At 43.2% G+C, this 25,720-nt stretch carries 24 protein-coding genes and 1 tRNA gene; 14 read left to right on the plus strand and 11 right to left on the minus strand.

Going from position 1 to position 25,720, the window contains the following annotated elements; genetic code table 11:
* The first annotated feature begins 4 nt into the window (after positions 1-4).
* The 3 genes from kbl to AAAH86_RS14075 all read left to right on the plus strand — a co-directional run bounded on the left by kbl (position 5) and on the right by AAAH86_RS14075 (position 5,580).
* Positions 5-1,198, plus strand: a complete 1,194-nt coding sequence (kbl, locus tag AAAH86_RS14065) for a glycine C-acetyltransferase (RefSeq protein WP_343488284.1) — start codon at positions 5-7, stop codon at positions 1,196-1,198.
* A gap of 113 nt (positions 1,199-1,311) precedes the next feature.
* On the plus strand, positions 1,312-2,679 hold the full coding sequence (locus tag AAAH86_RS14070) for an OmpA family protein (RefSeq protein ID WP_343488285.1): 1,368 nt from the start codon (positions 1,312-1,314) through the stop codon (positions 2,677-2,679).
* A gap of 285 nt (positions 2,680-2,964) precedes the next feature.
* A complete protein-coding gene (locus tag AAAH86_RS14075) occupies positions 2,965-5,580 on the plus strand; it encodes a PD-(D/E)XK nuclease family protein (RefSeq protein WP_343488286.1) in 2,616 nt (871 codons plus the stop codon).
* Between the two features lies 1 nt (position 5,581).
* On the opposite strand, the gene AAAH86_RS14080 is transcribed toward AAAH86_RS14075, so the two are convergent.
* Complete coding sequence (locus AAAH86_RS14080; RefSeq protein ID WP_343488287.1) at positions 5,582-6,292, minus strand: SDR family oxidoreductase; 711 nt, start codon at positions 6,290-6,292, stop codon at positions 5,582-5,584.
* A gap of 114 nt (positions 6,293-6,406) precedes the next feature.
* Here AAAH86_RS14080 and scpA point away from each other — a divergent pair, with 114 nt between their 5' ends.
* Together scpA and AAAH86_RS14090 are read left to right on the plus strand one after the other, a co-directional pair.
* Entirely contained in the window at positions 6,407-8,479 is a 2,073-nt protein-coding gene (scpA, locus tag AAAH86_RS14085; RefSeq protein ID WP_343488288.1) for a methylmalonyl-CoA mutase, read from the plus strand.
* A gap of 789 nt (positions 8,480-9,268) precedes the next feature.
* Positions 9,269-11,494 carry a TonB-dependent receptor plug domain-containing protein gene (locus AAAH86_RS14090; RefSeq protein WP_343488289.1) on the plus strand — a complete coding sequence of 742 codons (2,226 nt, stop codon included), beginning with the start codon at positions 9,269-9,271 and terminating at the stop codon, positions 11,492-11,494.
* Here AAAH86_RS14090 and AAAH86_RS14095 read toward each other — a convergent pair.
* The 3 genes from AAAH86_RS14095 to AAAH86_RS14105 all read right to left on the minus strand — a co-directional run bounded on the left by AAAH86_RS14095 (position 11,491) and on the right by AAAH86_RS14105 (position 13,068).
* Positions 11,491-11,709, minus strand: coding sequence for a hypothetical protein (locus AAAH86_RS14095; protein ID WP_343488290.1), 219 nt, complete (start codon positions 11,707-11,709; stop codon positions 11,491-11,493). The genes AAAH86_RS14090 and AAAH86_RS14095 overlap by 4 nt on opposite strands.
* A gap of 431 nt (positions 11,710-12,140) precedes the next feature.
* Positions 12,141-12,214: transfer RNA gene (locus AAAH86_RS14100), tRNA-Ala, on the minus strand.
* A gap of 56 nt (positions 12,215-12,270) precedes the next feature.
* Positions 12,271-13,068 carry a universal stress protein gene (locus AAAH86_RS14105; RefSeq protein WP_343488291.1) on the minus strand — a complete coding sequence of 266 codons (798 nt, stop codon included), beginning with the start codon at positions 13,066-13,068 and terminating at the stop codon, positions 12,271-12,273.
* 213 nt (positions 13,069-13,281) lie between these two features.
* On the opposite strand from AAAH86_RS14105, the gene AAAH86_RS14110 reads away from it, so the two are divergent.
* The 6 genes from AAAH86_RS14110 to AAAH86_RS14135 all read left to right on the plus strand — a co-directional run bounded on the left by AAAH86_RS14110 (position 13,282) and on the right by AAAH86_RS14135 (position 18,401).
* Positions 13,282-13,782, plus strand: coding sequence for a GNAT family N-acetyltransferase (locus AAAH86_RS14110; RefSeq protein ID WP_343488292.1), 501 nt, complete (start codon positions 13,282-13,284; stop codon positions 13,780-13,782).
* Positions 13,783-13,785: 3 nt separating this feature from the next.
* On the plus strand, positions 13,786-15,126 hold the full coding sequence (locus AAAH86_RS14115) for an MATE family efflux transporter (protein ID WP_343488293.1): 1,341 nt from the start codon (positions 13,786-13,788) through the stop codon (positions 15,124-15,126).
* Between the two features lie 13 nt (positions 15,127-15,139).
* On the plus strand, positions 15,140-15,544 hold the full coding sequence (locus tag AAAH86_RS14120; protein WP_343488294.1) for a nuclear transport factor 2 family protein: 405 nt from the start codon (positions 15,140-15,142) through the stop codon (positions 15,542-15,544).
* Complete coding sequence (locus AAAH86_RS14125; RefSeq protein WP_343488295.1) at positions 15,534-16,301, plus strand: enoyl-CoA hydratase/isomerase family protein; 768 nt, start codon at positions 15,534-15,536, stop codon at positions 16,299-16,301. The genes AAAH86_RS14120 and AAAH86_RS14125 overlap by 11 nt, the downstream gene beginning before the upstream one ends.
* A gap of 130 nt (positions 16,302-16,431) precedes the next feature.
* Complete coding sequence (locus tag AAAH86_RS14130; RefSeq protein ID WP_343488296.1) at positions 16,432-17,613, plus strand: Gfo/Idh/MocA family oxidoreductase; 1,182 nt, start codon at positions 16,432-16,434, stop codon at positions 17,611-17,613.
* Between the two features lie 20 nt (positions 17,614-17,633).
* A complete protein-coding gene (locus tag AAAH86_RS14135; RefSeq protein WP_343488297.1) occupies positions 17,634-18,401 on the plus strand; it encodes a UDP-2,3-diacylglucosamine diphosphatase in 768 nt (255 codons plus the stop codon).
* 13 nt (positions 18,402-18,414) lie between these two features.
* On the opposite strand, the gene AAAH86_RS14140 is transcribed toward AAAH86_RS14135, so the two are convergent.
* From AAAH86_RS14140 to AAAH86_RS14155, 4 genes are all read right to left on the minus strand, one after another.
* Positions 18,415-19,671, minus strand: coding sequence for an MFS transporter (locus AAAH86_RS14140; RefSeq protein ID WP_343488298.1), 1,257 nt, complete (start codon positions 19,669-19,671; stop codon positions 18,415-18,417).
* A gap of 1 nt (position 19,672) precedes the next feature.
* Entirely contained in the window at positions 19,673-21,361 is a 1,689-nt protein-coding gene (gene recJ / locus AAAH86_RS14145) for a single-stranded-DNA-specific exonuclease RecJ (protein ID WP_343488299.1), read from the minus strand.
* 63 nt (positions 21,362-21,424) lie between these two features.
* Positions 21,425-21,775: a four helix bundle protein gene (locus tag AAAH86_RS14150; protein ID WP_343488300.1), complete on the minus strand. Its 351-nt coding sequence runs from the start codon at positions 21,773-21,775 to the stop codon at positions 21,425-21,427.
* 36 nt (positions 21,776-21,811) lie between these two features.
* Positions 21,812-22,240 (minus strand): OsmC family protein, encoded by a 429-nt coding sequence (locus tag AAAH86_RS14155; RefSeq protein WP_343488301.1) that lies wholly within the window; start codon positions 22,238-22,240, stop codon positions 21,812-21,814.
* A 57-nt stretch (positions 22,241-22,297) separates the two neighbouring features.
* Here AAAH86_RS14155 and AAAH86_RS14160 point away from each other — a divergent pair, with 57 nt between their 5' ends.
* The 3 genes from AAAH86_RS14160 (at position 22,298) to AAAH86_RS14170 (ending at position 24,234) form a co-directional block, all read left to right on the plus strand.
* Positions 22,298-22,900 carry a carboxymuconolactone decarboxylase family protein gene (locus AAAH86_RS14160; RefSeq protein WP_343488302.1) on the plus strand — a complete coding sequence of 201 codons (603 nt, stop codon included), beginning with the start codon at positions 22,298-22,300 and terminating at the stop codon, positions 22,898-22,900.
* Between the two features lie 112 nt (positions 22,901-23,012).
* Positions 23,013-23,591, plus strand: coding sequence for a hypothetical protein (locus AAAH86_RS14165; protein WP_343488303.1), 579 nt, complete (start codon positions 23,013-23,015; stop codon positions 23,589-23,591).
* Between the two features lie 58 nt (positions 23,592-23,649).
* Positions 23,650-24,234, plus strand: a complete 585-nt coding sequence (locus tag AAAH86_RS14170) for a Crp/Fnr family transcriptional regulator (protein ID WP_343488304.1) — start codon at positions 23,650-23,652, stop codon at positions 24,232-24,234.
* Here AAAH86_RS14170 and AAAH86_RS14175 read toward each other — a convergent pair.
* The 3 genes from AAAH86_RS14175 to AAAH86_RS14185 form a co-directional block, all read right to left on the minus strand.
* On the minus strand, positions 24,212-24,787 hold the full coding sequence (locus AAAH86_RS14175) for a uracil-DNA glycosylase family protein (RefSeq protein WP_343488305.1): 576 nt from the start codon (positions 24,785-24,787) through the stop codon (positions 24,212-24,214). The genes AAAH86_RS14170 and AAAH86_RS14175 overlap by 23 nt on opposite strands.
* 75 nt (positions 24,788-24,862) lie before the next feature.
* Positions 24,863-25,327 carry a YHS domain-containing (seleno)protein gene (locus tag AAAH86_RS14180; protein ID WP_343488306.1) on the minus strand — a complete coding sequence of 155 codons (465 nt, stop codon included), beginning with the start codon at positions 25,325-25,327 and terminating at the stop codon, positions 24,863-24,865.
* Between the two features lie 38 nt (positions 25,328-25,365).
* Positions 25,366-25,716 (minus strand): hypothetical protein, encoded by a 351-nt coding sequence (locus tag AAAH86_RS14185; protein WP_343488307.1) that lies wholly within the window; start codon positions 25,714-25,716, stop codon positions 25,366-25,368.
* Positions 25,717-25,720 lie beyond the last annotated feature (4 nt).

A 25,720-nucleotide genomic window follows, 5' to 3' on the forward strand; every position in this document is an offset into this window, starting at 1 on the left:
CACTATGTACGGAAAAATCAAGACACATTTACAAAACGAACTTGAAGAGATTCGCAATGCCGGATTGTTCAAAAAAGAGCGTATCATTACATCTCCACAAGGTGCCGTTATTAAAATTTCGACCGGGCAAGAGGTCATCAACTTCTGCGCCAACAACTATTTGGGGCTTTCATCCCATCCAGAAGTCATTAAAGCCGCCAAGGATGCGTTGGATTCACATGGTTTCGGCATGTCTTCAGTTCGCTTCATTTGTGGCACCCAAGACATTCACAAAGAGCTAGAAAAGAAAATCGCTGATTTCTACGGAACAGAAGACACCATTTTGTATGCTGCCGCATTTGACGCCAATGGCGGGGTATTCGAACCATTGCTTACCGCAGAAGATGCCATCATTTCAGATGCTTTGAACCATGCTTCCATCATTGATGGTGTGCGATTGTGCAAAGCTAAAAGGTATCGGTATGATAATGGCAATGTGGCTGACCTTGAAAAGCAGTTGATCCAAGCGGACAAAGATGGAGCGAGATTCAAAATCATTGTCACCGATGGTGTATTTTCTATGGATGGATTGCTCGCTCCGTTGGATGAAATTTGCGATGTGGCCGAAAAATACGATGCCCTGGTCATGATCGATGAGTGCCATGCGACAGGATTCATTGGTAAGACCGGCCGTGGAACATTGGAGGAAAAAAATGTCATGAACCGAATCGATATCATAACAGGAACTCTGGGAAAGGCCATGGGCGGTGCCATGGGCGGCTATACCACCGGGAAAAAAGAAATCATAGAAATACTCAGACAGCGTTCAAGACCCTATTTGTTCTCCAATTCTTTGGCCCCAGCCATAGTGGGTGCTTCCATTAAGGTATTTGACATGCTCAAGAACGACCATACACTACGTAACAAGTTGAGCAAGAATACCGAATATTTCAAAAATGGCATGAAAGAGGCCGGTTTTGATATCATAGAAGGAGATTCAGCAATTGTTCCTGTTATGCTCTACGATGCAAAGCTTTCACAACAGATGGCCGATATGTTATTGGAAAAAGGCATCTATGTCATTGGGTTTTTCTATCCGGTTGTTCCAAAGGGCAAAGCGCGAATACGGGTACAGCTTTCGGCAGCCCATGAAAAAGAACATCTAGATAAAGCCATTAAAGCATTTATTGAAGTCGGAAAGGACTTAAACATCGTTTAAATGCGTTATTTTTTCCATGTAATGCACTAAAAAAAATAAACGATTGATTTTGTTAATAGTTCTTAACAACTTACATTTGCAGCTGATAAACACTTAAACTTAAAATTGTGAACATGAAACATCTTAGCAAATTAGTTGTTGCAGCCCTAATGATTTTTGGCTTAAACAGCATACAAGCGCAAGACGAGAATAACCCATGGCAGGTAAGCATCGGGGTCAATGCCATTGACACTTACCCAGCAAATGCAAGCCAGTTGTCAGAAGCTTTAGGTCAAACAAGTTCATTTGGCAACGAGTTCTTCAATGCGAATGACCATTGGAACATTCTTCCATCGATTTCTTACGTTGGGGTTTCTAGATACATCGGTGATGGTTTTTCCGTTGGTGCTAGGGGGTCTTTAAATAGAATTTCCAAATTAGGAGATGTCGCTGTAGACGATTTGTCGCACTACGCTATCGATGGTACTATCAAATACAATATTTTACAAAACACAAAATTAGACCCATTCGTCGAAATTGGAGGTGGTTATACTTGGGTTGATGAAATCGGTGCCGGTACCGTAAATGGTGGTGTGGGCTTAAACTATTGGTTTTCAGATAACTTCGGTGTCACTTTACAAACTCAGTACAAGCATGCCTTTGAAGATTACGGTGTAACGCATTTACAGCACTTGGCTGGTCTTTCAATCCGTTTCGGCGGTACTGATACTGACGGTGATGGCATCTACGATAAAGACGATGCTTGCCCAGAAGTAGCTGGTCTTGAAGCATTCAACGGTTGTCCTGATTCTGACGGAGATGGTATCGAAGATGGAAAAGACGATTGTCCTAATGAAGCTGGTTTAAAAGAATTGAATGGATGTCCTGATGCTGACGGCGATGGTATCGCTGATAAAGACGATGCTTGTCCTAACGAAGCTGGTCTAGAAGCTTTGGCTGGGTGCCCAGATGCAGACGGCGACGGTGTTGCTGATAAAGATGATCAGTGTCCTAACGAGGCTGGTCCTGCTGAAAACAATGGTTGCCCATGGCCAGATACAGATGGTGATGGCGTACTTGACAAAGATGACCAGTGTCCAGATGTTGCAGGTACAGTTGCAAACAACGGTTGCCCTGAAGTAACTGAAGAAGTTCAAAAGCAATTGAACGACTACGCAAGAACAATCTTGTTCGATACAGGTAAGTCTTCTTTGAAGCCTGAGTCAACTTCAGTTTTTGTTGATATCATTCAAATTTTGAACGAATATCCAACTGCGAAATTTACAGTTGAAGGACACACCGATAGTGTAGGTAGTGCCAAGCTCAATCAAAGACTGTCTGAAGAGCGCGCAAATTCAGTTCGCGACTTCTTGATCAAAGAAGGTATTGCCGCTGATAGATTGACTGCTATCGGATACGGTGAAGACAGACCAATAGCAAGCAATAACACTAGAGCTGGAAGAGCTCAGAACAGAAGAACCGAAATCAATTTGGTTAAATAAAAAGTTTAGGTGTAACCAACACTTAATAATCCATAAAAAGCTCCGCAGTTGCGGAGCTTTTTTTATTTTTAAAGTACACTACCTCGGGGCAAGCCCGTGCGGCATTCAAAGGAACAGTAACTTAAAATTTCGACACAAGCGTTGGAGCATGCAAATCTCGATTATCGAGTAACCTCTTTTATTGACGAGACCGCTTTAGATGTTATTGATCGCTTCGAAAAGCTTTTAAGTGATTCCTTGTTTGTTCTACCCAGTAAACGTGCTGCAAGTTTTTTAAAGAAAAGTTTGGCAAGGCATGTTCATAAGCCTATTCTATCCCCAAAAATTATAAGCATTGAGCAGTTCGTAGAAGAAATATCCAATCTCGATGCCGCTAGCGATACCGAGCAATTGTTTTTGCTTTACCAATCTTATCTCTGGTCTGCAATCAAACAAAAAGACGACTTCTATTTGTTTTCCAAATGGGCCAGACTATTACTTCAAGACTTTAACGAGATAGACCGGTATCTGGTCAATACTGACAGTTTCTTTTCATACATGTCGGCATTAAAAAAAATAAAGGCATGGAATCTAAACGAAGATGAAAGTCCGTTGATTACCAACTACCTTGATTTTTGGAAAGCGCTCAAACCTATTTATGATGATTTCAAGGCAAACCTTGTTTCAAAAAATCTGGCATATCAAGGCCTTATGTACAGAAAAGCATTTGAACACCTAGAATCGTATGTAAAAAACACAGATTATAAAAAATTCATCTTTGTAGGCTTTAATGCCCTTAACACCGCTGAAAGTGAAATCATCAAATATTTACTTCAAAATGAGGACACAGAAATCTATTGGGATTTAGACACTTACTTTTTTGAGGATAACATACATGCTGCTTCATTCTTTATTAGAGGGTACAGGCAAGCGTGGCCATACTATGACAAAAGAAGTTTTAAGGGCATTTCGTCAAATTATCTTTCTCAAAAGGATATTGAGATCATTGGGGTTTCAAACAACATCTCACAGGCCAAATATGTGGGAAAGTTGTTGAAACAAGCGTATAACCCAGCACATAAGACAGCGTTGGTGCTTTCAGACGAGTCACTGCTTCAGCCCATGTTGAATGCCATCCCAAATAAAATTGAAGAGGTCAACATAACCATGGGCAAACCGTTGAACATGGATTTGCTGTACAACTTCTTCGCCACTCTTATTGATATGCACATCAAAAAAACGGAAAGGGGGTTTTTTTATCAAGAAGTGCTTCAGCTTTTGGCCAACCCCTACACCTCAGAGATTCTGACGAGTAACGGTATAGACCATGCGAGAAAAATCAAATCCAATATTAAAAAATACAATTGGATGTTCATACAGCCCAAGCACCTAATAAAGATGGGTACAGACATGCGGCCATTTCTTGACAAGGTCTTTTTTGATTGTTCGGACAGCTTACAAGATTTTCTTCAACGCTGTCTTGACATCATCGATTTCTTGGTAAACGAATCAAAAAAAGAAAGACAAAATTCAGAGCTTACCGTGATCGATAAGCTCTCACAAATTTTTAACCGCCTACAAGAATATGCTGAGCTTCCATTTATTAAGGATTTAAAAACCATTGAACAATTGTATGCCGACATGGTCTCGTTTGAAAAGTTGGATTATCGTGGAAATCCTGATAGGGGCCTACAGGTCATGGGGATGCTCGAAAGCCGTAATTTGGATTTTGATACGGTCATTGTCACCTCTGTCAATGAGGGAATCCTTCCTTCCGGAAAAAGCAATAATTCCTTCATTCCGTATGATGTCAAGCGTGAATTCAAAATGCCCACGTATCGAGAAAAAGATGCTGTCTATGCCTATCACTTTTATCGATTGTTACAGCGTGCCAAAAAAATATATGTCTTATACAATACCGAACCTGATGTGCTTGAGGGTGGCGAAAAAAGTAGATTTATCACTCAAATGTTGACGGATAAGAACATCAATGGTCAAATCAGGTATAGCATTGCTTCCCCAGCAATAAAAATCGACAAGAAAGAGCCAAATACGATTCAAAAAACACCTGTTTTGATCAAGGCAATACATAAGGTTTCTCAAGAGGGCTTGTCACCGACATCACTTTCAAGCTATATCAAAGACCCACTGACATTTTACAAGCAGTACATATTGAAAATAAAGGAACCTGATTCTTTTGATGAAAGTATGGCATTGAACACTTTTGGTACCATTGTACATCATACACTGGAAGAATTATACAAACCATTTGTAGGCACTTTTCTAAAGCCAGAAACATTGCTGACGGCCAAAGGCCAAATACCTGATTTCTTATCTGATAACTTTAGAAAGACACTGCCCGGTTCAGATTTTTCACAAGGCAAAAACCTCATCATTTATAATGTGATTCTAAAATATCTTGAGAATTTTCTTGACCGAGAGATGGAACAATCTAAAAATCATCGTATCAAGATTCTTGCTCTGGAGCAGAAACTATCTTTCCAAATTCAAGTGCCCAATCTTGATTTTCCTTTGATGTTAAAGGGCACGTTGGACCGCATTGATGAAAAGGATGGCCAATTACGTATCATTGACTATAAAACAGGTAAGGTTTTGCCCTCAGAACTGAAAATCTCAGATTGGGATGAGCTTATCACCGAGCCCAAATATGCCAAAGCCTTTCAGTTGCTTTGCTATGCAAAAATGTATTCCGATGTATCCGATGGTCGAAGTCTTGAGGCAGGCATCATTCCCATCAAACAGACCAAAACTCCATTTTTACAACTCACCAGAAAAGACCCTGACGGTACTACAGAACATTCAATTACCAAAGATGTATTACAGCACTTTGATGCACAATTGCAAAAACTGGTTCTTGAAATATTGGACCCAGAAATCCCTTTTGTAGAAAAAGAAACATAGACTATTTCAAATCAGGGCGTGTGGGGCGCACTTCTATTTTACTCGGCAAGGTTCTCGGGTGCATCTTTAATAAACCCACCACTATCTTGCCAATGTCTTCAGGTTGAATCTTCCAGGTATCTGAGTCATCGGGTACATTGCCATTAAAATGTGTCGCCACCGATCCTGGCATTATAGTGGTCACTTTTACATCGTATTTTCTAAGGTCTAGCATAGCAGCTTGGGTAAAGCCCACAACACCAAATTTGGTGGCATTGTAACCAGCTCCTGTGGCAAAAAAATTAGTGCCCGCCAAACTTGCCAAGGTCATGTAGTATCCCTTTGAGTTTTTTAGTGCCTCAATTGATGCTTGCAAAGTGTTGAAGGCCCCCGTCAAGTTCGTATCTATCATCTGGTGCCACTGTTCGGGCTTCATCTCGTCTACAGGTGCAAAATGCCCTACCCCTGCATTGGCCAAAACAACATCGACTTTGCCCCATTTTTTTGAAATATTTGCTATTGCATTTTGCTCATCCCCTAACTTGGTGACATCAGATTGTAGCGCAAGTATATTCTCATCGCTTTCAATTGATGCTGCAGCTTCTTCAACGGTTTTCATGGTTCTTCCGCTAATGGCCACTTTCATGCCTTCATCAATAAGGCTTTTTGCAACTCCCAAACCAATTCCTTTGCTTCCTCCAGTGATGTAAGCTACTTTATTCTTGATATCCATTCTTCTTCTATTATGTTTGTTCAATGTTTTTCAAAATAGGAAAAAGAAGCAGTATCTTGTATTTGTTCATTTAAGAATTTGTGCTTTATCCACATTAAATTTGATGCAGACAGCATGAGTAGAAAAAATCTTGAAAATCTTCAATTGAAACATGGTTCAAAAGACAAGGACCAGTCGCCCAATACCTTTGAACATGTCGGTTTTGGTGCAGGAATGCCCCCCTATCTACGCGGGCCCTATTCGACCATGTACGTTACCCGGCCGTGGACGATTCGTCAGTATGCCGGTTTTTCCACCGCTGAGGAAAGCAATGCCTTCTACAGAAGAAATCTTGCCGCAGGCCAAAAAGGGCTCTCCGTTGCCTTTGATTTGCCCACGCACAGAGGATACGACAGCGACCATGAACGCGTCGTTGGTGATGTAGGAAAAGCTGGGGTCGCCATCGATTCCGTTGAGGATATGAAAATTCTTTTTGACGGCATTCCTCTGGATAAAATGTCGGTTTCCATGACCATGAACGGGGCCGTTTTGCCCGTCATGGCCTTCTACATCGTTGCTGCCGAAGAACAAGGGGTTAAACCAGAGCAACTTTCAGGAACCATACAAAATGATATTTTGAAAGAGTTCATGGTTCGGAACACCTACATCTACCCCCCCGCACCATCCATTCAAATCATTGCCGATATTTTTGAGTACACGAGCAAATTCATGCCCAAATTTAACAGCATCAGCATTTCGGGCTACCACATGCACGAAGCAGGCGCCACTGCGGCATTGGAGCTTGCCTATACTTTGGCCGATGGTCTTGAATACATCCGGACAGGGCTAAAAGCAGGACTCAAAATCGATGAATTTGCACCCCGCCTCTCTTTCTTCTGGGGCATAGGGATGCACCATTTTGTGGAAATAGCCAAGCTGAGAGCCGGCAGAATGCTGTGGGCGAAAATCGTGAAGCAGTTCAATCCAGAAAACCCAAAATCAATGGCGTTGCGAACACACTGCCAAACCAGCGGATGGAGCCTTACCGAGCAAGATCCATTCAATAATGTGGCTCGAACAGCCATCGAAGCCTCAGCAGCTGCTTTTGGCGGCACCCAAAGCCTGCACACCAATGCGTTGGATGAGGCCATTGCTCTACCCACAGATTTTTCTGCACGAATCGCACGTAACACCCAATTATACCTGCAACAAGAGACCCATATCATCAAAACGGTAGATCCATGGGCCGGAAGCCGTTATGTGGAACAATTGACCGAAGACCTATGCAAAAAAACGTGGGAACTTATTGAAGAAGTCGAGGAGTTGGGCGGTATGACAAAGGCCATAGAGGCGGGCATCCCCAAAATGCGTATCGAACAGGCAGCTGCCAGAAAACAGGCCCGTATCGATAGTGGCCAAGAAGTCATCGTCGGTGTCAACAGATATCAGTTAGAAAAAGAAGACGAGCTACAAATTTTAGAAGTTGACAACCAAGCGGTTCGCCAACAGCAACTTGCGAGATTAAAGAAGGTACGTTCAGAAAGAAACGAAGATTTGGTAACTTCACTTTTGGATAAGCTTGCTGAAAACGCCCAATTGAAGCTCCGGGGCAAGGGCGAAAACCTCCTTTCCCTTTGTGTGGAAGCCGCAAGGGCAAGGGCCACTTTGGGCGAGATCAGCGATGCCATGGAAAAGGCCTTTGGCCGTCACAAAGCTGAAATAAAATCATTTACCGGAGTATATGCCAAAGCAGTGAAAAAAGACCCCTCTTTTGAAAAAGCGCGACAACTGTCTGATGAGATTGCCCTTCAAGAAGGTCGCAGGCCACGAATCATGATTGCCAAAATGGGGCAAGATGGTCATGATCGTGGTGCCAAAGTGGTTGCCACAGGTTATGCCGATTTAGGTTTTGATGTTGATATTGGGCCGCTTTTTCAAACCCCAGAAGAGGCTGCAAAGCAGGCCGTAGAAAATGATGTGCATATTCTTGGGGTATCTTCACTGGCAGCGGGCCATAAAACGCTGGTTCCCAAAGTCATCGAAGCTCTCAAAAGCTATGGCCGGGGTGACATCAAGGTCATAGTTGGCGGAGTAATTCCCAAACAAGATTATGATTTTCTTCTAAAAGCAGGTGCAGTGGGCATCTATGGGCCCGGAACCAAAATTTCTGAGGCGGCGATTAAGATTTTAGAGCTTTTGAAAAATTGATAGTTTCAAAAAAAGTTCAATTTCTGAAACTCCAATATGTCCATGTCCTATAGTTAATAACACAATCACATCCGTCATTTTCCAATTTCCCAAAAATCTTCTTTTTCAATAAAAATGGATTTAAGGATCAACTCCCTTTAGCTTCAAAAGATATGCAGGTAAAACCATTGTATCGGAAACTTCGTAAATAAGGTCGTGCAATGCTAAAATCCAATGTCGAAAAAACTACAGCCCGATTTTTTTGATTCGTTCGTAAGGATTTGTTGTACCCTCATTTGCCTCTGTTATCTGCTTGGGGCCTTGCAAATACCAGTACTGAAATTGATGCACAATATTTCACATTGGATTGAAGACCACAGCACCCATCATCATCAAGATTCTTCGAGACATCATCATGTGTTCTTGGATTACGAGATGCTGCAAACAAACAATGACCATAAAGACTTACATTCCCATAAGCTAATATTCTGGTTCAAACAGTTGCTGGATCATTCTGAATCAAACAATGGTGCTCAGGAAAGGCTTTTCAAGAAACTGATCGACAAACACTTGATTTCCCAAGACTGTACATCGCCACACATTTTCTGCAAACGTTTATTTCGACAGATTACATACGTCATACCTATTGTTCCTATCCATAAGGAAAAAATCCCTACCCCACCTCCCCAACACTGTTGAGCCAACAGTAGACATGCTATAATTATCCCCGCTATGGGATTGGATGTCCGTCGTTTATCCAAAATACGTCAAGCTTTCCGGTTGGGGAAGCATCATTTTATTAAAAAACAGATGAAATATATTATATCAATATTGGCCTTTTTGGCCATACACTACACTTTTGCCCAGACCCTTAAGGGAAACGTGTTCGACACCGAGGGAGTGCCCTTGGAAGATGTGGGCATTTTCAACAAGACCAATGGGCAGCACAGCCATACAGATAGTGCTGGAAGCTTTGTGCTGTCTCGTACAAAAGTCAGCGATACAATCTACTTTTCGCGCTTGGGCCATGCCACGCAAACGCTTGTGGTATCACCTTCAACCTTGGAAAACCCGATTACGGTCACGTTGCCACAGGCCTCCATTTCATTGGACCAAGTGGTATTGGTCTCCAAAGTGGATGCATTGAGCAAGATTGTCGATATCGATGTTCAGGCAAACCCTGTGAAGTCGTCACAGGAAATCCTGCGTAAAGTCCCCGGGCTCATCATAGGCCAACATGCGGGCGGGGGTAAGGCCGAACAAATCTTTCTGCGCGGCTTCGATGTGGACCATGGCACCGATGTGGCCATCAGTGTTGATGGCATGCCGGTGAATATGGTCTCGCATGCCCACGGCCAAGGCTATGCCGACCTCCATTTCGTCATCCCAGAGACCTTGGAGAACATCAATTTTGGTAAGGGCCCCTATTATGCCAATCAGGGAGATTTCAATACCGCGGGATTTGTCGATTTGAGGCTCAGGAAACATATCGACAACAGTTTTGTTTCCGCCGAATCGGGCCAGTTTGGCACCCGCCGTTTTGTAGGTATGTTCGACCTATTTGAGAAGTACAACAGTTCGGCCTATTTGGCTTCGGAACTCTATTTGACCGATGGCCCGTTTGAATCGCCCCAAAACTTCAATCGCCTCAATCTTTTGGGACGTTACCATTTTAGCTTGTCCGGCGAACAGGAGCTGTCTTTGACCGCATCGCATTTCCAAAGCAAATGGGATGCATCGGGGCAAATACCCCAACGGGCGGTAGATCAAGGCATTATTGGTCGTTTTGGGGCCATTGACGACACCGAGGGCGGGCAGACCAGTCGTACCAATGTTGTCGTGAACCACAGCAAACAATTGAACGCGGGACAAGTCTTGGAAACCGATGCTTTTCTTTCGCGGTATGACTTTGAGCTGTTTTCCAATTTCACCTTCTTTTTGGAAGACCCCGAGAACGGCGACCAAATCCGGCAGTTTGAGGACAGGCTGGTCTTGGGTGCCCGAACGGTATTCAAAAATGAAAGGGGCCGTTTGGGCAATTTGGACTTTAGCTACAATGCGGGCGTCGGTTTTCGCTATGACAATGTAGATGACAACCAGCTCTCTCGCACCCTGAACCGTCAGACCATACTGGGGCGCTTGGCTTTTGGCGATATCGACCAAGTCAATGCCCATGGTTTTTTGGACGCTGATTTCAAGTCGGGTGATTTTAGCTTTAATCCCGTGCTGCGGTTGGACTATTTTAAGTTTGATTATGTGAACAAATTGAGCGAACTGTACGACAACCAAAGTGAAGAGAAGGTGGCCTTTAGCCCCAAGTTCAACACTATTTACAGTCCCACAGCAAATACCCAGTTCTTTTTGAAGACGGGCATTGGCTTTCATTCCAATGATGCCAGGGTCGTAGTGGCGAACAATGGTCAGGAAATCCTTCCCGCGGCCTATGGCGTCGATTTGGGTACCCTACTCAAACCGGCGAATCGTTTGGTGCTCAATGCCACCTTGTGGACGCTCTTTTTGAATCAAGAGTTTGTTTATGTAGGGGATGCCGGAATTGTGGAACCGAGCGGCAAGACCAGACGGTTGGGCATCGAAGTGGGGGCAAGGTATCAAGCCACCGACTGGCTCTATTTGTATACGGATGCCAATTATACCCATGCTAGGAGTATCGAAGCGGTGGATGGGGAGGATTTCATTCCCTTAGCACCCGATCTTACCACGGTCGGGGGTCTCGTGATCGATTGTGAAAACGGACTTTCCGGTGGAATAAATTATCGGTATATCGATGACCGGCCGGCCAACGAGGACAATTCCATCGTTGCAGAGGGTTATTTCGTGGCCGATGCCAACCTAAATTACAATCTAGGCAATTGGACGTTGGGATTGGTCGTGGAGAATCTCTTCGATACGGAATGGAACGAAACCCAATTCGCCACAGAGAGTCGGTTGTTCAATGAAACGGAGGCTGTGGAGGAAATCCATTTTACCCCTGGCGTGCCCTTTTATATCAGGGGAAAGCTTTCGGTACGTTTCTAAACTGTCTTTTGGATATACTTTGGTCGATTTTGAATGACCACTGAATCGTATTCTACAAGTGGAGCTTCATGGAAGGTGCTGCCAACATCAAAACTTTCCTGAAAGATTTCTATTTCATTTGGAAGTATTTGTAATGTTTTGCTTGAACTTTCATCGGATGAGGTAAAATCAATAGTAAGGGTTTGTGATGTCAAGTTTTCAATATTTTCTTCCATATCCGATACGGGATCACAACTTGAAATCAAGAGTGTTATAAGAAAAAAGGCAAAAAAAATTTCATGCTAATTTTATTGTTGGATGCATCAATTATTGGGTAGCTGCATTAAATAATTAAATATGAGCAGAAATAATATATCAATCATAAGAACATTACTAATTTAATCTTTTCAGTTGGTGTTCATCGTACCAAGAAACGGCCGTCTTACGAAACTATAGGGGTTATCAATCAAGATAAGATTGGTCAGTTCCATTTTCCGTTCTTTTTAATTGTACCGAAAATTCGCCTTTTACGGAACTAAACCAATGATAAGGTATTTGAGAATACCAATCCCTTTGGGTTTTGAGAATAAGGCTTGAACACACCTTTCTTCTCTGAGAACTTGAAAACAAAAAAACCACACAAAAGTGTGGTTTTTTCTGCTTGATGTGGAGAATACCGGAGTCGAACCGGTGACCTCTTGCATGCCATGCAAGCGCTCTAGCCAGCTGAGCTAATCCCCCAAAGAGCCTACAAAGGAAACACAATTTATAGCAATTTCAAAATGTAATGCTTCGAACTAATCCTTTTTGACGCTGAGCACCAATACTGGGATGGGCGCAAAGAATTCTGATTTTAAAACGGTACTTTTTTCCCAGAGTTTTTGAAAGAAGCCGCGCTTTCTTCTAAAGACACAGAGCAAATCGGGGTGTTGGGTCTGAAAATGTTCCAATACGCCCAGATATGTGGTCGGGTTTTCTGATATGGTGACTTTTTTACTTAAATCCAAAAGAGCGGTATTGATCCGTAGATCTTCTTCAGAATACCCTGGTGTCTTGACCAGCAATAAATTTACCTCAGCTTTGTGTTTATTGATAATGCTGATAAGTGGGTGCAGAATTTTACTGCGCTTTAAAATACCTGATTTGAAGGCTGTCAAAATGTTCTTAATGGGTTTATATGAAGTGCCCTTCGGTACGATCAACGTTGGTATGTTGGTTTGCTTGATGATTCTTCCCGTGGTATTGCCCAAATAATATTCTTCATTAATGTCGTTGCTTCTCGGAGAAATAATGATCAAGTCAATGCCCAATTCTTTTTTGATTTCAATAAGCCCGTCAACGATATCACCATTGTAAGAAGCAATTTTGATGTCAAGCCCTTTGGTGTCAATCTTTGATATAATCTCTTTGATGGCTTCTTTTCCGCTCTGGGCGACTTTTTCGGTGACATTCCCTAAATTACCGGCCCCTGATGTTACGGTAAAAACATCCATAATGAAAATCTGGGCTCCAAAATCAGCTGCAAAGTCTACGGCATACTGCAGGGTTTCGTTGGCATTGGGTGAAGTTCCTAAAGGTACCAGTATGTTGTTCATGGCTTGGTTGTTCTAATTATCCCCTAAATTTACAATGAACTGATTCAAACTTTTTACGTTTAGGCGAAAATTAGTCATTTTTTGGACATTTGATAGCTTTTTTGAGTTGCATAACAGCGTTACGAAACGATTAAAAGGTGAAGAATGGACGAAAAAGGGCAATTTTTTAGCAAATGAAAAAAGTTTGAATCAGTTTATTAAAATCGTACAACTATGATACGTCAGGCAAAATTAGCCGAAATCCCACAAATCATGGCCATAACAAAGGCTTGTGCACGGCACATGACCAAGAAAGGAATCTATCAGTGGAATGAGCATTACCCGTCTGAAGATGCCTTTTTGAATGACTTGAAACGGGGTGAGCTTTTTATAAAACATTCTGACGGAAAAGTCATAGGTGCTGTTGTGATATCGACCCATAAGGATGAGGAATACATCCCCATTGAATGGTTGACCCCTTCAAAGAACAACATTTATATTCACCGTTTGTGCGTTCACCCAGAGCGCCAGGGGCAAGGGCATGCCCAATCGTTGATGGATTTTGCCGAGAACCACGCAAAACAACGTACAGCGCTTTCTGTGCGTCTCGATACCTTTTCCCAAAACAAGCGAAATCAAAGGTTCTATGAATCAAGAGGGTACCAAAGGTTGGGTGACATTTTCTTTCCGAAACAGAGCAAACATCCGTTTCACTGTTATGAATTGGTACTCTGACCCATGATATCAAAAACAGCGGTCACCTTCAAAAATATCAACAATCTGGCCATACCGGCAACCATTTCAGGCATTGCTGAACCTGTGCTTTCCATTACTGATACAGCCATTGTGGGCAATATTCCCGTTGATAGTCTCGAATCACTGGCCGCTGCGGGCATTGTGGGTTCTTTTCTATCCATGCTCATTTGGGTACTCGGTCAAACGCGAAGTGCCATTTCAGCCATAGTCTCACAATATTTGGGGGCTGGCAGGTTGGCCGAAGTCGAAGATTTGCCCGCTCAGGCCATTTTTCTCAACATTCTTTTGAGCTTGGTCATCTTGGGCTCGACCATTTTTATCGTTGAAGAAATTTTTATGCTTTTCGAGGCTTCAGGAAAGATATTGGAGTATTGTGTCAGTTACTATTCCATCCGGGTTTGGGGCTTTCCATTGACGTTGTTCACTTTTGCCGTTTTTGGAATTTTCAGGGGCCTACAAAACACGTTCTATCCCATGATCATTGCCATCGTTGGTGCTGTATTGAACATCGTGCTTGATTTTATGCTTGTTTATGGTGTTGAAGGATGGATTCCTGCACTGTATCTCGAAGGCGCCGCTTGGGCAAGCCTCATTTCTCAGGCTGTGATGGCGTTATTGGTTTTCTTTTTGTTCCGAGCCAAAACAGATATCAGCCTGCGCCTTCGGTTTCCATTGAACAAAGAATTAAAACGGCTGATTTTTATGAGCCTTAACCTATTTGTTCGGGCACTTGCCCTGAATGCGGCGTTGATCATTGCCGTACGTGAAGCAACGGCTTTGGGTGATAAGTATATTGGTGCACACACCATCGCCATCAATCTATGGCTTTTTGCGGCATTTTTTATTGATGGCTATGCGGCTGCCGGAAACAGTATGGGGGGCAGACTGCTCGGTGCCAAAGATTACAAAGGTTTATGGTTGCTGGCTAAGAAAATTGCCACCTACGGAATCATCGTAAGTATTATCTTGATGCTTGTCGGATTTATTTTTTACTATCCTTTGGGAAGGCTCTTTTCAAATGAAACCATCGTTCTGACTACTTTTTACAGCATCTTTTTCATTGTGATCTTAGGTTTGCCCATGAATTCCATTGCGTTTCTTTTTGATGGTTTGTTCAAAGGCTTAGGTGAAATGAAATACCTGCGAAATGTATTGTTGTCTGCCACTTTTTTAGGTTTTATTCCTGCACTTTATCTGGGCAAGTATCTGGGATGGGGCTTTTATGCCATCTGGATTGCCTTTGTGGTATGGATGGCCATTCGTGGAGGGGCATTGGTCTTTAAATTTTACCAAAAATTTCGCCCCCTATTACAAAACAAGTAACTTTCATTGTAGAATGGTAACAACACAAATAAAGCATCAGGTTGCAGAGCATTATTTTGATTGGCTTTCTGAAGGAAAAATTGATAAAATTTTATCCTTGTTCACTTTAGATGCAATAGTGCATTCGCCCGTTTATGGCAAAAAAAGAGCAGCTGATTTTTATAGTGAGCTTGGTGATGACACCAAAAGTTCTGAACTCAAGTTGAATGGGTTTTTTGACCAGCCCAACTCCAATCGATTTGTGCTCTATTTTAATTATAAATGGACATTGACAAACGGGAAGACGACAGTTTTTGATGTCGTTGATGTCTTTGAACTGAACGAAGAAGGAAAAATTATAAAATTGAACATCATTTACAATGCTTCTGAGAGCACACCTCTCATCAACGAACTAAATGCTACGGAAAATGGCAATTGACAGACCAAACGGAAGTCTCTACACCAAAATTGAAAATAACATCGCCCATGTTGAGTTTGGGCATCCTGCAAGTAATTCTTTTGTTTCCGAATTGTTGCAACGACTGGCCGAAGAACTTGATTCCCTTTCAAAAAATGGTGCCGTTTCCGTCATTCTTCTAAAATCGGAAGGGGAACGGGCTTTCTGCGCTGGGGCTTCTTTTGACGAATTGGTGGCAATCTCAAACCTCGAGGAGGGCAAGGTATTTTTCAGTGGCTTTGCCAATGTCATCAATGCCATGCGTAAATGTTCAAAACCAATTGTAGGCCGAGTTCAGGGCAAGGCAGTAGGCGGTGGGGTTGGTCTGGCTTCTGCTTGCGATTATGTACATGCCACGGTTGATGCTGCTGTTAAGCTTTCCGAAGTGGCAATAGGTATCGGTCCGTTTGTGATTGAGCCAGCTGTGACCCGTAAAATTGGCAAAGCGGCCATGGGCGAACTCTCATTGTATCCTTCCGAATGGAAAAATGCCTATTGGGCCAAAGAAAAAGGTTTGTATGCAAAAGTGCATGACTCCATAGTAGAAATGGACAAAGAAATTGACATCCATCTCGAAAAACTGGCCAGTTACAATCCAGAAGCGTTGTCAAAAATGAAGCAAGTGCTCTGGGAGGGCACCGACCACTGGGACGACTTTTTAATAAAACGAGCCGAAATGTCGGGCAAATTGGCCTTATCAGAAGCAACCAAAAAAGCGTTGGAAAAATTTAAAAAATAGTATGGAACTCCTTGACTATTTGAACAGTGACTTGATTCTACCCATCTTGGCCGTTTTGGTAATCGCAGTTTACGTTATAACGCGAATAAGAAATAACAAACGTTTCAAACGCTGAATTGCTTAAATGGAAATGAGGAAGTTGTTTCATACTGCCATTGCCTGTTTCGCTTTGCTTACTCTAAGCCTCAGCTGTAATCAAAAACAGCAAGCCCAAGAAACTGATGCTTTGCAAAAAGATGACGCCTATTTTGATAAAACCAATCCGCTCAAGGTTGCCATTATAGGTCTGACCCATACCCATGTACACTGGATTTTAGGCCGAGAGAAAATAGGTGATGTGGAAATCGTGGGCATCGTTGAGCCTAATAAAGATTTGGCCCAACGTTATGGCAAACAACATGGCTATCCAATGGATTTGGTCTTTAAATCCAAGGAAGAACTGTACGAAGCCGTCAAACCAGAAGCGGTTCTGGCCTTTAATTCCATTTACGAGCATTTAAAAACCGTCGAATTCTTTGCTCCAAAAGGCGTGCATATCATGGTCGAAAAACCACTCGCAGTCAGTTGGGAGCATGCCCAAAAAATGGTCGGTTTGGCGAAGCATCATAACGTTCATTTACTCACCAATTATGAAACCTCGTGGTATGGTTCAAACCATAAAGCATATCATGTAATAGAAAAAGAGAATATTGTTGGGGCCATTCAGCGAATGGTTTTCCATCATGGCCATCCAGGGCCCATTGAAATTGGTTGCAATCCTGAATTTTTAGAGTGGTTGACAGACCCCGTTTTGAATGGCGGTGGCGCAATTACCGACTTCGGTTGTTATGGGGCCAATCTGGCGACTTGGTTGCTCAAAGGGCAGGAACCCAAATCAGTGACCGCGTTGACACGACAGTTCAAGCCTGAAAAATACCCAAAAGTTGACGATGATGCGACCATCATTTTAGATTACCCAGACACCCAAGTCATCATACAGGCTTCTTGGAATTGGTCGCATAACCGCAAGGATATGGAGCTCTACGGCAAGACAGGCTATGTAATCTGCAAGAACGGAGAAGACCTAGAGATTTTGGAAGATGAAGAAAAAGGGTCTTCAACTTTTAAGGCTGGGCCTTTGCCAAAAGGTGTTCACGACCCTTTTGCCTACTTCTACCAAGTAGTCAAGAAAGATATGAAGGTGAAGCCATTTGATGTTTCCTCTATTGAGAACAATCTTTTGGTCATGCAGATTTTGGAAGCTGCCAAACATTCCGCTGAAATCGGAGAGACCGTGCTCTGGGACGAATTTTTCAAATCGCCAAAGTCTTAGTATTTGTATTTTAGCGGTGCATGAACGCCATTCAACTTCCAAAAGGCAAAAAAGTATACTTCGCCAGTGACAACCATCTGGGGGCACCTGACCATACATCAAGCCGCCCACGAGAAAAGAAGTTTGTCGCTTGGTTGGATGCTGTAAAAGTGGATGCCGCCGCCATTTTTTTGATGGGCGATCTCTTTGATTTTTGGTTCGAGTACAAACGGGTGGTGCCCAAGGGCTTTACCAGAACCTTGGGAAAATTGGCCGAACTCACGGATTCTGGCACCCCCATTTATTACTTTGTGGGCAACCACGACCTTTGGATGAACGGCTACTTTGAAGAAGAACTCAATATACCTGTTTACCACAATCCACAAGAACTTACAGTCAATGACACCAAATTCTTGATTGGCCACGGCGATGGGCTCGGCCCTGGCGATAAGGGCTTCAAACGCATGAAAAAAGTGTTTAAGAATCCTGTGGCGCAGTGGTTTTTTCGTTGGTTGCACCCTGATTTGGGGGTGCGGTTGGCACAACATCTATCCATCAACAACAAAATTATTTCGGGGGATGCGGATGCCAAATTTTTGGGTGAGGATAAAGAATGGCTTGTGCAGTACTGTAAACGTAAACTGGAATCAAAACACTACGATTATTTTGTGTTCGGACACCGCCACCTTCCGCTTGAAATTGACCTTAACGATACATCCACTTACATCAACCTTGGTGATTGGATAAAATACTTCACCTATGCCGTTTTTGATGGGGAGCGGTTGACCCTAAAGGAATTCAAACACTAGTTGCGAGGAGCAATTAGTCGCCCTCTTGCTCTTCCACATCCTTTGACAAATCGAGCTTTCTGAACTTGGGAAAGAATGCGGCCATTCCCCCCACGGTCAAAAGTGTCATACAGCCGCCAAAAACCACTGCAGTTACCGTACCCATCAATTTGGCGGTGACACCGCTTTCAAATGCCCCCAGCTCATTGGAAGAACCCACAAAAATAGAATTCACCGAGGCCACCCTGCCCCGCATATTGTCAGGGGTTTTCAACTGTAAAATGGTCTGACGGATAATCATGGAGACCCCATCAACAGCCCCACTCACAAAAAGGGCGGCTACTGAAAGCCAGAAAAGTTTTGAAAGTCCGAATACGATGATACAGACCCCAAAGCCGAACACGGCCCAGAGCAATTTTTTACCTGCGTTTTTATGCAACGGAAATCGAGTGGACCCCAACATCGTAATGGAAGCCCCTACAGCTGGTGCCGCACGAAGAATGCCAAAGCCCTCAGAGCCTACTTGTAAAATATCCTGTGCATAAATGGGAAGCAGCGCTACAGCTCCCCCAAAGAGTACCGCGACCATATCCAACGTCAGGGCACCCAAGATAGATTTTGTGTTTTTCACAAAACGAAGTCCATCTTTTAGGCTTTGAAAAATAGGCTCGCCCAATTTGGGATTCAAAATCGGCTTCCGCGAAATCTGTAGCAAGAACAGCAGTGCCAAAACAGAAAATGCAACGATGATGCAAAGTGACCAATGCACGCCAATCCAACTGATGGAAAATCCTGCAAAAGCGGGACCCAAAACGGAAGCCACCTGCCATGTGGAGCTGCTCCACGTAGCGGCATTCGGATAGATTTTTTTCGGCACAATCAACGCAATCAACGAAAAAATAGTGGGCCCGATAAAGGCGCGAACCAATCCACCGAAAAAAACCAAGGCATAAATGCTATACAAAATGCCCTTTTGTGAAAAGTCACGTTCAACGGATGGCAAGGTGACCAAAAAAAGTCCGAGACTGATGACCGAAAAGCCTAGAATACATTTTATCAAAAGGTTCCGTTTTTCTTTTTGGTCGACCACATGCCCTGCAAACAAAGCGATGCCCACAGCGGGTATAATTTCCATCAAACCAATAAGACCCAATGAAAGCGGGTCTTTGGTCAATGAATATACCTGCCATTCAATGACAATAAACTGCATTGACCAGGCGAAGACCATCGCAAAGCGAACCAATAAAAAAATGTTGAATTCTCGATATCGTAGCGATGCGTAGGGATCCATACTAGCGAATATCCCTTATTTTAAGCTGCAGGCTGACTTGTCCGTTCCATTCATTTTCATCCAACGAATAAACAATGTCAAATCGTTGCCTATTCCTTGTTTTTTCGATTGAATCCCCAAGATTGAATCCAATCGCTCCAATGGGTTTTGAGCCGTTTTGGGTAAGGTTCAGTTTTAGGTGTTTCTCATCCTCACCGACGCCTTTTCCATACCCTGTATCTTGCACCCCCTTGGTCATAAAAATAGGGGTCATATTCCCTGGGCCAAAAGGGGCAAACTGACGGATGATTCGCATCAGTTTTGGTGTGATTTGATGGAAATCTATCTCGGCGTCAATACGAATTTCAGGTGTGAGCAACTTTTGGTCGATAGTTTCAGAAACCACTTTCTCAAATTGCTTTTTGAAAGCCCCGTACTGTGCCTCAAGAAGTGTAAGCCCAGCTGCATATTTGTGGCCGCCAAACTGCTCGATACACTCGGCACAGCCTTCCAAAGCCTCATACACATCAAAACCCTTAACGGAACGTGCCGAGGCGGCCAATTTATCCCCACTTTTGGTAAAGACCAAGGTTGGGCGATAATAGGTTTCCGTCAATCGGGAAGCCACAATGCCGATGACCCCTTTGTGCCAATGTTCATTATAGACCACAGAAGTGAATCGTTCTTCCTCTTGGTTATCTCTAATTTGGGCGAGTGCCTCTTCTGTGATTTCTTGGTCCAGCCCACGTCGGTCAAGATTGAATTGTTCAATCTCTTGGGCAAAAACCTCTGCTTTTTCCAAATCATCTTCCATCATCAGATTGACCGCATGCTGCCCGTGTTTCATACGCCCTGCGGCGTTGATTCTCGGGGCAATGATAAACACCACATCGGTGATGGTGAGCTGCTGTTTCTTGATTTGGTTGATGATGGCCTGAAATCCTGTACGGGGAATTGAATTCATAACCTGCAGCCCAAAATAGGCCAACACCCGATTTTCACCTGTGATGGGAACGATGTCTGCAGCAATCGCCGTGGCCACCAAATCCAAATAGGGAAGCAAATCTTCAACTGATTTCTCTTTTTTAGTTGCCAAGGCTTGAACCAGTTTAAACCCAACCGCACAACCGCACAATTCTTTATAGGGATATTCACAGTCTTCGCGTTTTGGGTCTAAAATGGCAATGGCATCAGGAAGTTGAGCTCCTGGCCGATGGTGGTCACAGATGATGAAATCTATGCCTTTTTCCTTGGCATAACCTACCTGTTCCACAGCTTTCACCCCACAATCAAGTGCAATAATGAGTGAAAAACCATTGTCGTCGGCGAAATCAATCCCTTGAAACGACACGCCATAACCTTCGATGTATCTATCGGGAATATAAGTTGCTACATTATCATAATGTTCCCTTAAGTAGGTTGTAAACAAAGCTACAGCCGTAGTGCCATCTACATCGTAATCGCCATAGACCAAAATATTCTCGTTATCGGCAATGGCCTTTTCGATTCTGCTAACCGCCACATCCATATCCTTCATCAAGAAGGGGTCGTGCAAATCAGATAGTTCTGGGCGGAAGAATTTTTTTGCCTCATCATACGTGGTGATGCCTCGTTGCAAAAGCAGTTGCGCCACCAAACCATTTACTTTCAGCGCTGCGGAAAGCTCTTCGACTTGCTTTTTTTCAGGAATTGGCTTAATTGTCCAGCGCATTGGGTTAAAATACAAACTCAAATGGCAAATACAAATTCAAATGGTAAACGTAAACTCAAAAAATCATCCTTTGTTCTTGATTATAGTGGCCATAATTTTAATAAGCTGCTCAACCTCATCCAACAACTTTCCCCTTTTCTCCGATTCACCATAATTTACTTTGGATAAAATCCTCAGATTCATTCTCGACTCTTTCAACTCCTTAAGACTGATCGTAGCTTTATTCTTGAAATCACGGTCGCTTTGGGTGCCCTGCATTTCGCCAAAATTCAAAGCAGAACTTCCCGCAGAACGCAATAGCTGATTTCCATAATACTGACCTGGCATGTCATTATGAAGTGTCGCACAGAAAAAAACCGTCAATGCCCCAAAATCAACGAAACGGTCTTCTAAATCAAACTTTCTATCGCTCATAGAGTAAAATTTTGAATTTTGTGTTTGTGCTTATATTTAACCTCTATGGAATAAAACTTTAATCTCCAACTCCGCAAACCTTCTGAACATTTCCATCACACCACAATATTTCTCCACAGATAAATCTACCGCTCTTTGCAGTTTGTCTTCCTTTAGGTTTTTCCCATAAAAATGATATTCGATACGCACGGTGCCATAATATTTCGGGTGCTCATCGGTCAAATCACCGATAGTCTCAATGTGAAAAGCATCTACTTCCAACTTCATTTTTTTGATGAGCGAAGCCACATCAAGCCCAGAACATCCTGCCAATGAAGAAAGCATCAACGCCTTGGGCCGAAGCCCCGCACCTTCGCCCCCATCATCAGGACTCGCATCGATATTAAAAGTCATTCCCGATGGATTATTGCTCTCAAAGGCCATGTTGCCAAGCCACTTTGTAGAAATATGATTTGTTGTCGCCATAAATTTTTGTTTCTTGTAATGGTTAAAAATACTCCAACTCAACTAAATGCAACCCAAATGGCACTAGTAAATCCCCTTGAACCTAACCACGACCCAGAAACCAAAGAACTGGCCGAATTTTTTAATGAAACTTTGGGGTTTTGCCCCAATTCTGTGCTGACCATGCAGCACCGCCCTTCTATCTCTAAAGCTTTTATCAATCTGAACAAAGCGGTAATGACCAATGAGGGCAGGGTCACTTCAGCATTGAAACGTTTGATTGCCTGGGTCAGCAGCAATGCCACCGGGTGCCGCTATTGTCAGGCCCATGCCATTCGTGCAGCAGAGCGTTACGGTGCCGAGCAAGAGCAATTGGACAATATTTGGGAATACCGTACCCACCCTGCCTTTTCTGATGCAGAACGGGCAGCATTGGATTTTGCTGTGGCCGCATCGCAGGTGCCCAATACTGTGAGTGCCGATATCAAAAAGCGACTGCACGACCACTGGAGCGATGGCGAAATTGTGGAAATGTTGGGTGTGATCTCTCTTTTTGGATATCTGAACCGGTGGAATGACAGCATGGGCACCGATATCGAAGATGGTGCTGTGGAAAGCGCCAACCAATACCTTTCAAAATACGGTTGGCAAAAGGGAAAGCATGACGGGTCTAAGTATTAGGCTTTAGAAATCGGGCTCTTTTCCTTAGTGCCATTTCCTTATTTCTTGATGTGTATCAACTTTTATTCAAGTTCAATGTTAGAACTTTGGCTCAATCAAAAAACGAACGGTCATGGCAACATTGGTTTTGACGCCCGAACAGCAAATTCAGCGATTGAACAGCATTCTCAATAAGGTGGAGGTATTACAAAAGCTTCCCTTGAATCGCTTGATTACGGCCCCAAATACCAAATCGTGGAATGTGCTGGAAGTATTGGAGCATCTACGAATCGCCTATTCGCTTTATGACAAAAAAATCGAAAATGCCCTTGTTGGGTCTCCATCATCCAATCTTGATTCATGGAGCTTTAAGGCCCGCCCTTGGCAACGGTTCCTTATTGAGGGGCAAAGGCCAAAGGGTAAAAAACGTCCCTTTAAGATAAAGACCTTAAAAAGGTTTGAGCCGTTGTTGGACGATAAAAGCTTGTCCGAGGAAGCATCAGATTCCATCTTCGAAAATTTTTTTACTGCCTACCAGCTATTGAAATCGAGTATTGTGGAGAGCCGACAGAAACAAATGAAGCACAGACCTTTTGCCTCAGCAATCGGCCCTGTAGTTCGTTTTTACCTTCCCGAAGCATTCGAATTTCTGATTTGCCATGCAGAACGGCATCTTGTACAGATTGAGGAAATTCTTGCATCACAAAAGTAAACTACCCCGGGGGGCATCATAAATCTAGATTATGGAGTGATGGTTATCTTTATGGTGGATGGAACACTCGAATCTTGAGCTCTTAAAATCAGTTTTTAAAGGAATTGCCTTCACTGGAGAGGAGGAACTTTCATTTGCAAAGCTCTGGAAAGAACGTCATTTCAAACAAAACGGGCTCATCACCGAGGCGGGAAGCATCGAAAGGTATTTCTATGTCGTCATCGAAGGGGTTCAGGCTATTTACCTCCTCGACCAAAAAGGTGAAAAAGTGGTACTTGGGTTCTCGTATGCCGGGAGTCCGTCAGGGGTATTTGATTCGTTCATCCACCAGAAACCTTCCGACACGTTTTTAGAGGCATTGAAACCTTCAAGATTATTGGCCATTTCAAGAAACGAGTACTTGCACCTTTTTGAAAAACATCCTGAACTTCATCAATGGGGGCACTATTTTTTTAGGGATATTCTCTTTGGCCGTCTTTTTCGTGAGGTCGAATTGTTGACCTTATCGGCCGAAGAACGCTATGTAGCTTTTATGCGGCGTTGCCCGGAAGAATTGAAAGTGATTCCCCAAAAATATTTGGCATCGTACCTTAATATGAAGCCTGAAACGTTTTCTAGGCTCAGGGCTTCAGTATCGTATTGATTTTCTGTCTTAATTCAGGCAACACCTCTTCCCCAAACCATGGGTTTTTGCTTAACCAAAACCGATTTCTGGGTGATGGGTGGGGCAGTACAAAATAGTGGGGCAGATAGTTTTTATAGTTTCTTACGGTTTCGGTCAAGTTCTTTTCCATTCCGTCGACTAAATAATAGTTCTGGGCATATTGCCCAATCAAAATCGTCAACTGTAAATTTGGCATTTGTTTCAATAGCGGTTCATGCCATAACGGAGCACATTCGGGACGAGGTGGCAAATCACCCGATTTGCCTTTTCCGGGATAACAAAATCCCATGGGAATCAATGCAAAAAGTCTTTCGTCATAAAACTTTTCGTCAGTAACACCCAACCATTCACGCAATTGCTTTCCACTGGGGTCATCCCAAGGCACTCCCGTCTTGTGGACTTTGGTCCCCGGTGCTTGTCCGATGATTGCAATCTTCGATTGGGGATGGGCTGACACGATGGGCCGCGGGCCCAAGGGCAAATGTTCTGCACAAACGGTACAGTTTCTGATTTCTGAAAGCAGTTTTTCCATCCTCTTAAAAATAAACAACTAAAGCACACCAACTGGGTCGATGTGCCTTAGATCATGAAAAAGTCGGGCTAACGACTACGATTTGGTTCTTAGGTTCTTCCAGTTTTTATTGGCGGTTGCCAATAATTTAGATTCCTTCTCAGCCACCCATAATTGTTTGGCATCAACTTCAACATCGTTTAAAAACAGATAATATTTACCATTGCTTACCACGAACTTATTAGGGTCAACCCTGAATTTTGCTCCCGCATAAACGCCAAAAGCACAAAAGCCGCCAAACTGTGGCAAATATTTGTCTGGGTTTTTCTCAAATTTTGACTTTTGCTCTGCGGAGGTAAAGTAATAGGCAATCTTATCGTGTACTGCCTTGTACTGCTTTGAACCTTGCTGCGCCAAGCCCAAATCTAAATAAGACACCGGACTGTAGCCCTGTAGCCCTATCTTACTGTCATCAATGTTGTTCGCTTTTTTGTCTTGTGCAAATAGCACTCCCGCGGTCATGACCGCAATCATAAAAATTGAAATTCTTTTGAAATTCATCGTTGTTAAAAATTAAAGATTAATACTTGTATTAAAAATTATTTGCTGGCACTCAACGAGACCACCAAAAAAACTACCGTGGCATTGAACCAATAATAGATGGCATCGATGCCCGAAAAATTGAAAATAAATGGCACGGCCATAAAGGTTACGGCCACCAATAGATCTATGGCCAAATGGCCCTGAAAGGGAATCAACCGATACGCGGCCAATTTATAGTCGGTCAACAGACTAGCCGCCAATACAGCAATGCCCGTCATCACCGAAAACCATAGGGCCACATTTGAGGTCTCTCCCAAATTCAAGAGGAAAGGCGCCACAATTAAGCCCATTCCAGCTGTATAATCGGCCACTCCATGAAGTGTCGGGGTAATAAACCTTAGTTTCATAGCT

The sequence above is a fragment of the Allomuricauda sp. d1 genome (genome assembly GCF_039592695.1).
In the GTDB taxonomy this organism is placed as follows: domain Bacteria; phylum Bacteroidota; class Bacteroidia; order Flavobacteriales; family Flavobacteriaceae; genus Flagellimonas_A.

Coding starts and splice junctions, on each gene's coding strand:
- AAAH86_RS14070 (WP_343488285.1), top strand. CDS start 1,312: ATGAAACATCTTAGCAAATTAGTTGTTGCAGCCCTAATGATTTTTGGC.
- AAAH86_RS14120 (WP_343488294.1), top strand. CDS start 15,140: ATGGTAACAACACAAATAAAGCATCAGGTTGCAGAGCATTATTTTGAT.
- AAAH86_RS14180 (WP_343488306.1), bottom strand. CDS start 25,327: ATGAATTTCAAAAGAATTTCAATTTTTATGATTGCGGTCATGACCGCG.
- AAAH86_RS14130 (WP_343488296.1), top strand. CDS start 16,432: ATGAGGAAGTTGTTTCATACTGCCATTGCCTGTTTCGCTTTGCTTACT.
- kbl (WP_343488284.1), top strand. CDS start 5: ATGTACGGAAAAATCAAGACACATTTACAAAACGAACTTGAAGAGATT.
- AAAH86_RS14175 (WP_343488305.1), bottom strand. CDS start 24,787: ATGGAAAAACTGCTTTCAGAAATCAGAAACTGTACCGTTTGTGCAGAA.
- AAAH86_RS14080 (WP_343488287.1), bottom strand. CDS start 6,292: ATGGATATCAAGAATAAAGTAGCTTACATCACTGGAGGAAGCAAAGGA.
- AAAH86_RS14135 (WP_343488297.1), top strand. CDS start 17,634: ATGAACGCCATTCAACTTCCAAAAGGCAAAAAAGTATACTTCGCCAGT.
- AAAH86_RS14160 (WP_343488302.1), top strand. CDS start 22,298: ATGGCACTAGTAAATCCCCTTGAACCTAACCACGACCCAGAAACCAAA.
- scpA (WP_343488288.1), top strand. CDS start 6,407: ATGAGTAGAAAAAATCTTGAAAATCTTCAATTGAAACATGGTTCAAAA.
- AAAH86_RS14165 (WP_343488303.1), top strand. CDS start 23,013: ATGGCAACATTGGTTTTGACGCCCGAACAGCAAATTCAGCGATTGAAC.
- AAAH86_RS14115 (WP_343488293.1), top strand. CDS start 13,786: ATGATATCAAAAACAGCGGTCACCTTCAAAAATATCAACAATCTGGCC.
- AAAH86_RS14090 (WP_343488289.1), top strand. CDS start 9,269: ATGAAATATATTATATCAATATTGGCCTTTTTGGCCATACACTACACT.
- AAAH86_RS14110 (WP_343488292.1), top strand. CDS start 13,282: ATGATACGTCAGGCAAAATTAGCCGAAATCCCACAAATCATGGCCATA.
- AAAH86_RS14185 (WP_343488307.1), bottom strand. CDS start 25,716: ATGAAACTAAGGTTTATTACCCCGACACTTCATGGAGTGGCCGATTAT.
- AAAH86_RS14140 (WP_343488298.1), bottom strand. CDS start 19,671: ATGGATCCCTACGCATCGCTACGATATCGAGAATTCAACATTTTTTTA.
- AAAH86_RS14150 (WP_343488300.1), bottom strand. CDS start 21,775: ATGAGCGATAGAAAGTTTGATTTAGAAGACCGTTTCGTTGATTTTGGG.
- AAAH86_RS14125 (WP_343488295.1), top strand. CDS start 15,534: ATGGCAATTGACAGACCAAACGGAAGTCTCTACACCAAAATTGAAAAT.
- AAAH86_RS14105 (WP_343488291.1), bottom strand. CDS start 13,068: ATGAACAACATACTGGTACCTTTAGGAACTTCACCCAATGCCAACGAA.
- recJ (WP_343488299.1), bottom strand. CDS start 21,361: ATGCGCTGGACAATTAAGCCAATTCCTGAAAAAAAGCAAGTCGAAGAG.
- AAAH86_RS14095 (WP_343488290.1), bottom strand. CDS start 11,709: ATGGAAGAAAATATTGAAAACTTGACATCACAAACCCTTACTATTGAT.
- AAAH86_RS14155 (WP_343488301.1), bottom strand. CDS start 22,240: ATGGCGACAACAAATCATATTTCTACAAAGTGGCTTGGCAACATGGCC.
- AAAH86_RS14170 (WP_343488304.1), top strand. CDS start 23,650: ATGGAACACTCGAATCTTGAGCTCTTAAAATCAGTTTTTAAAGGAATT.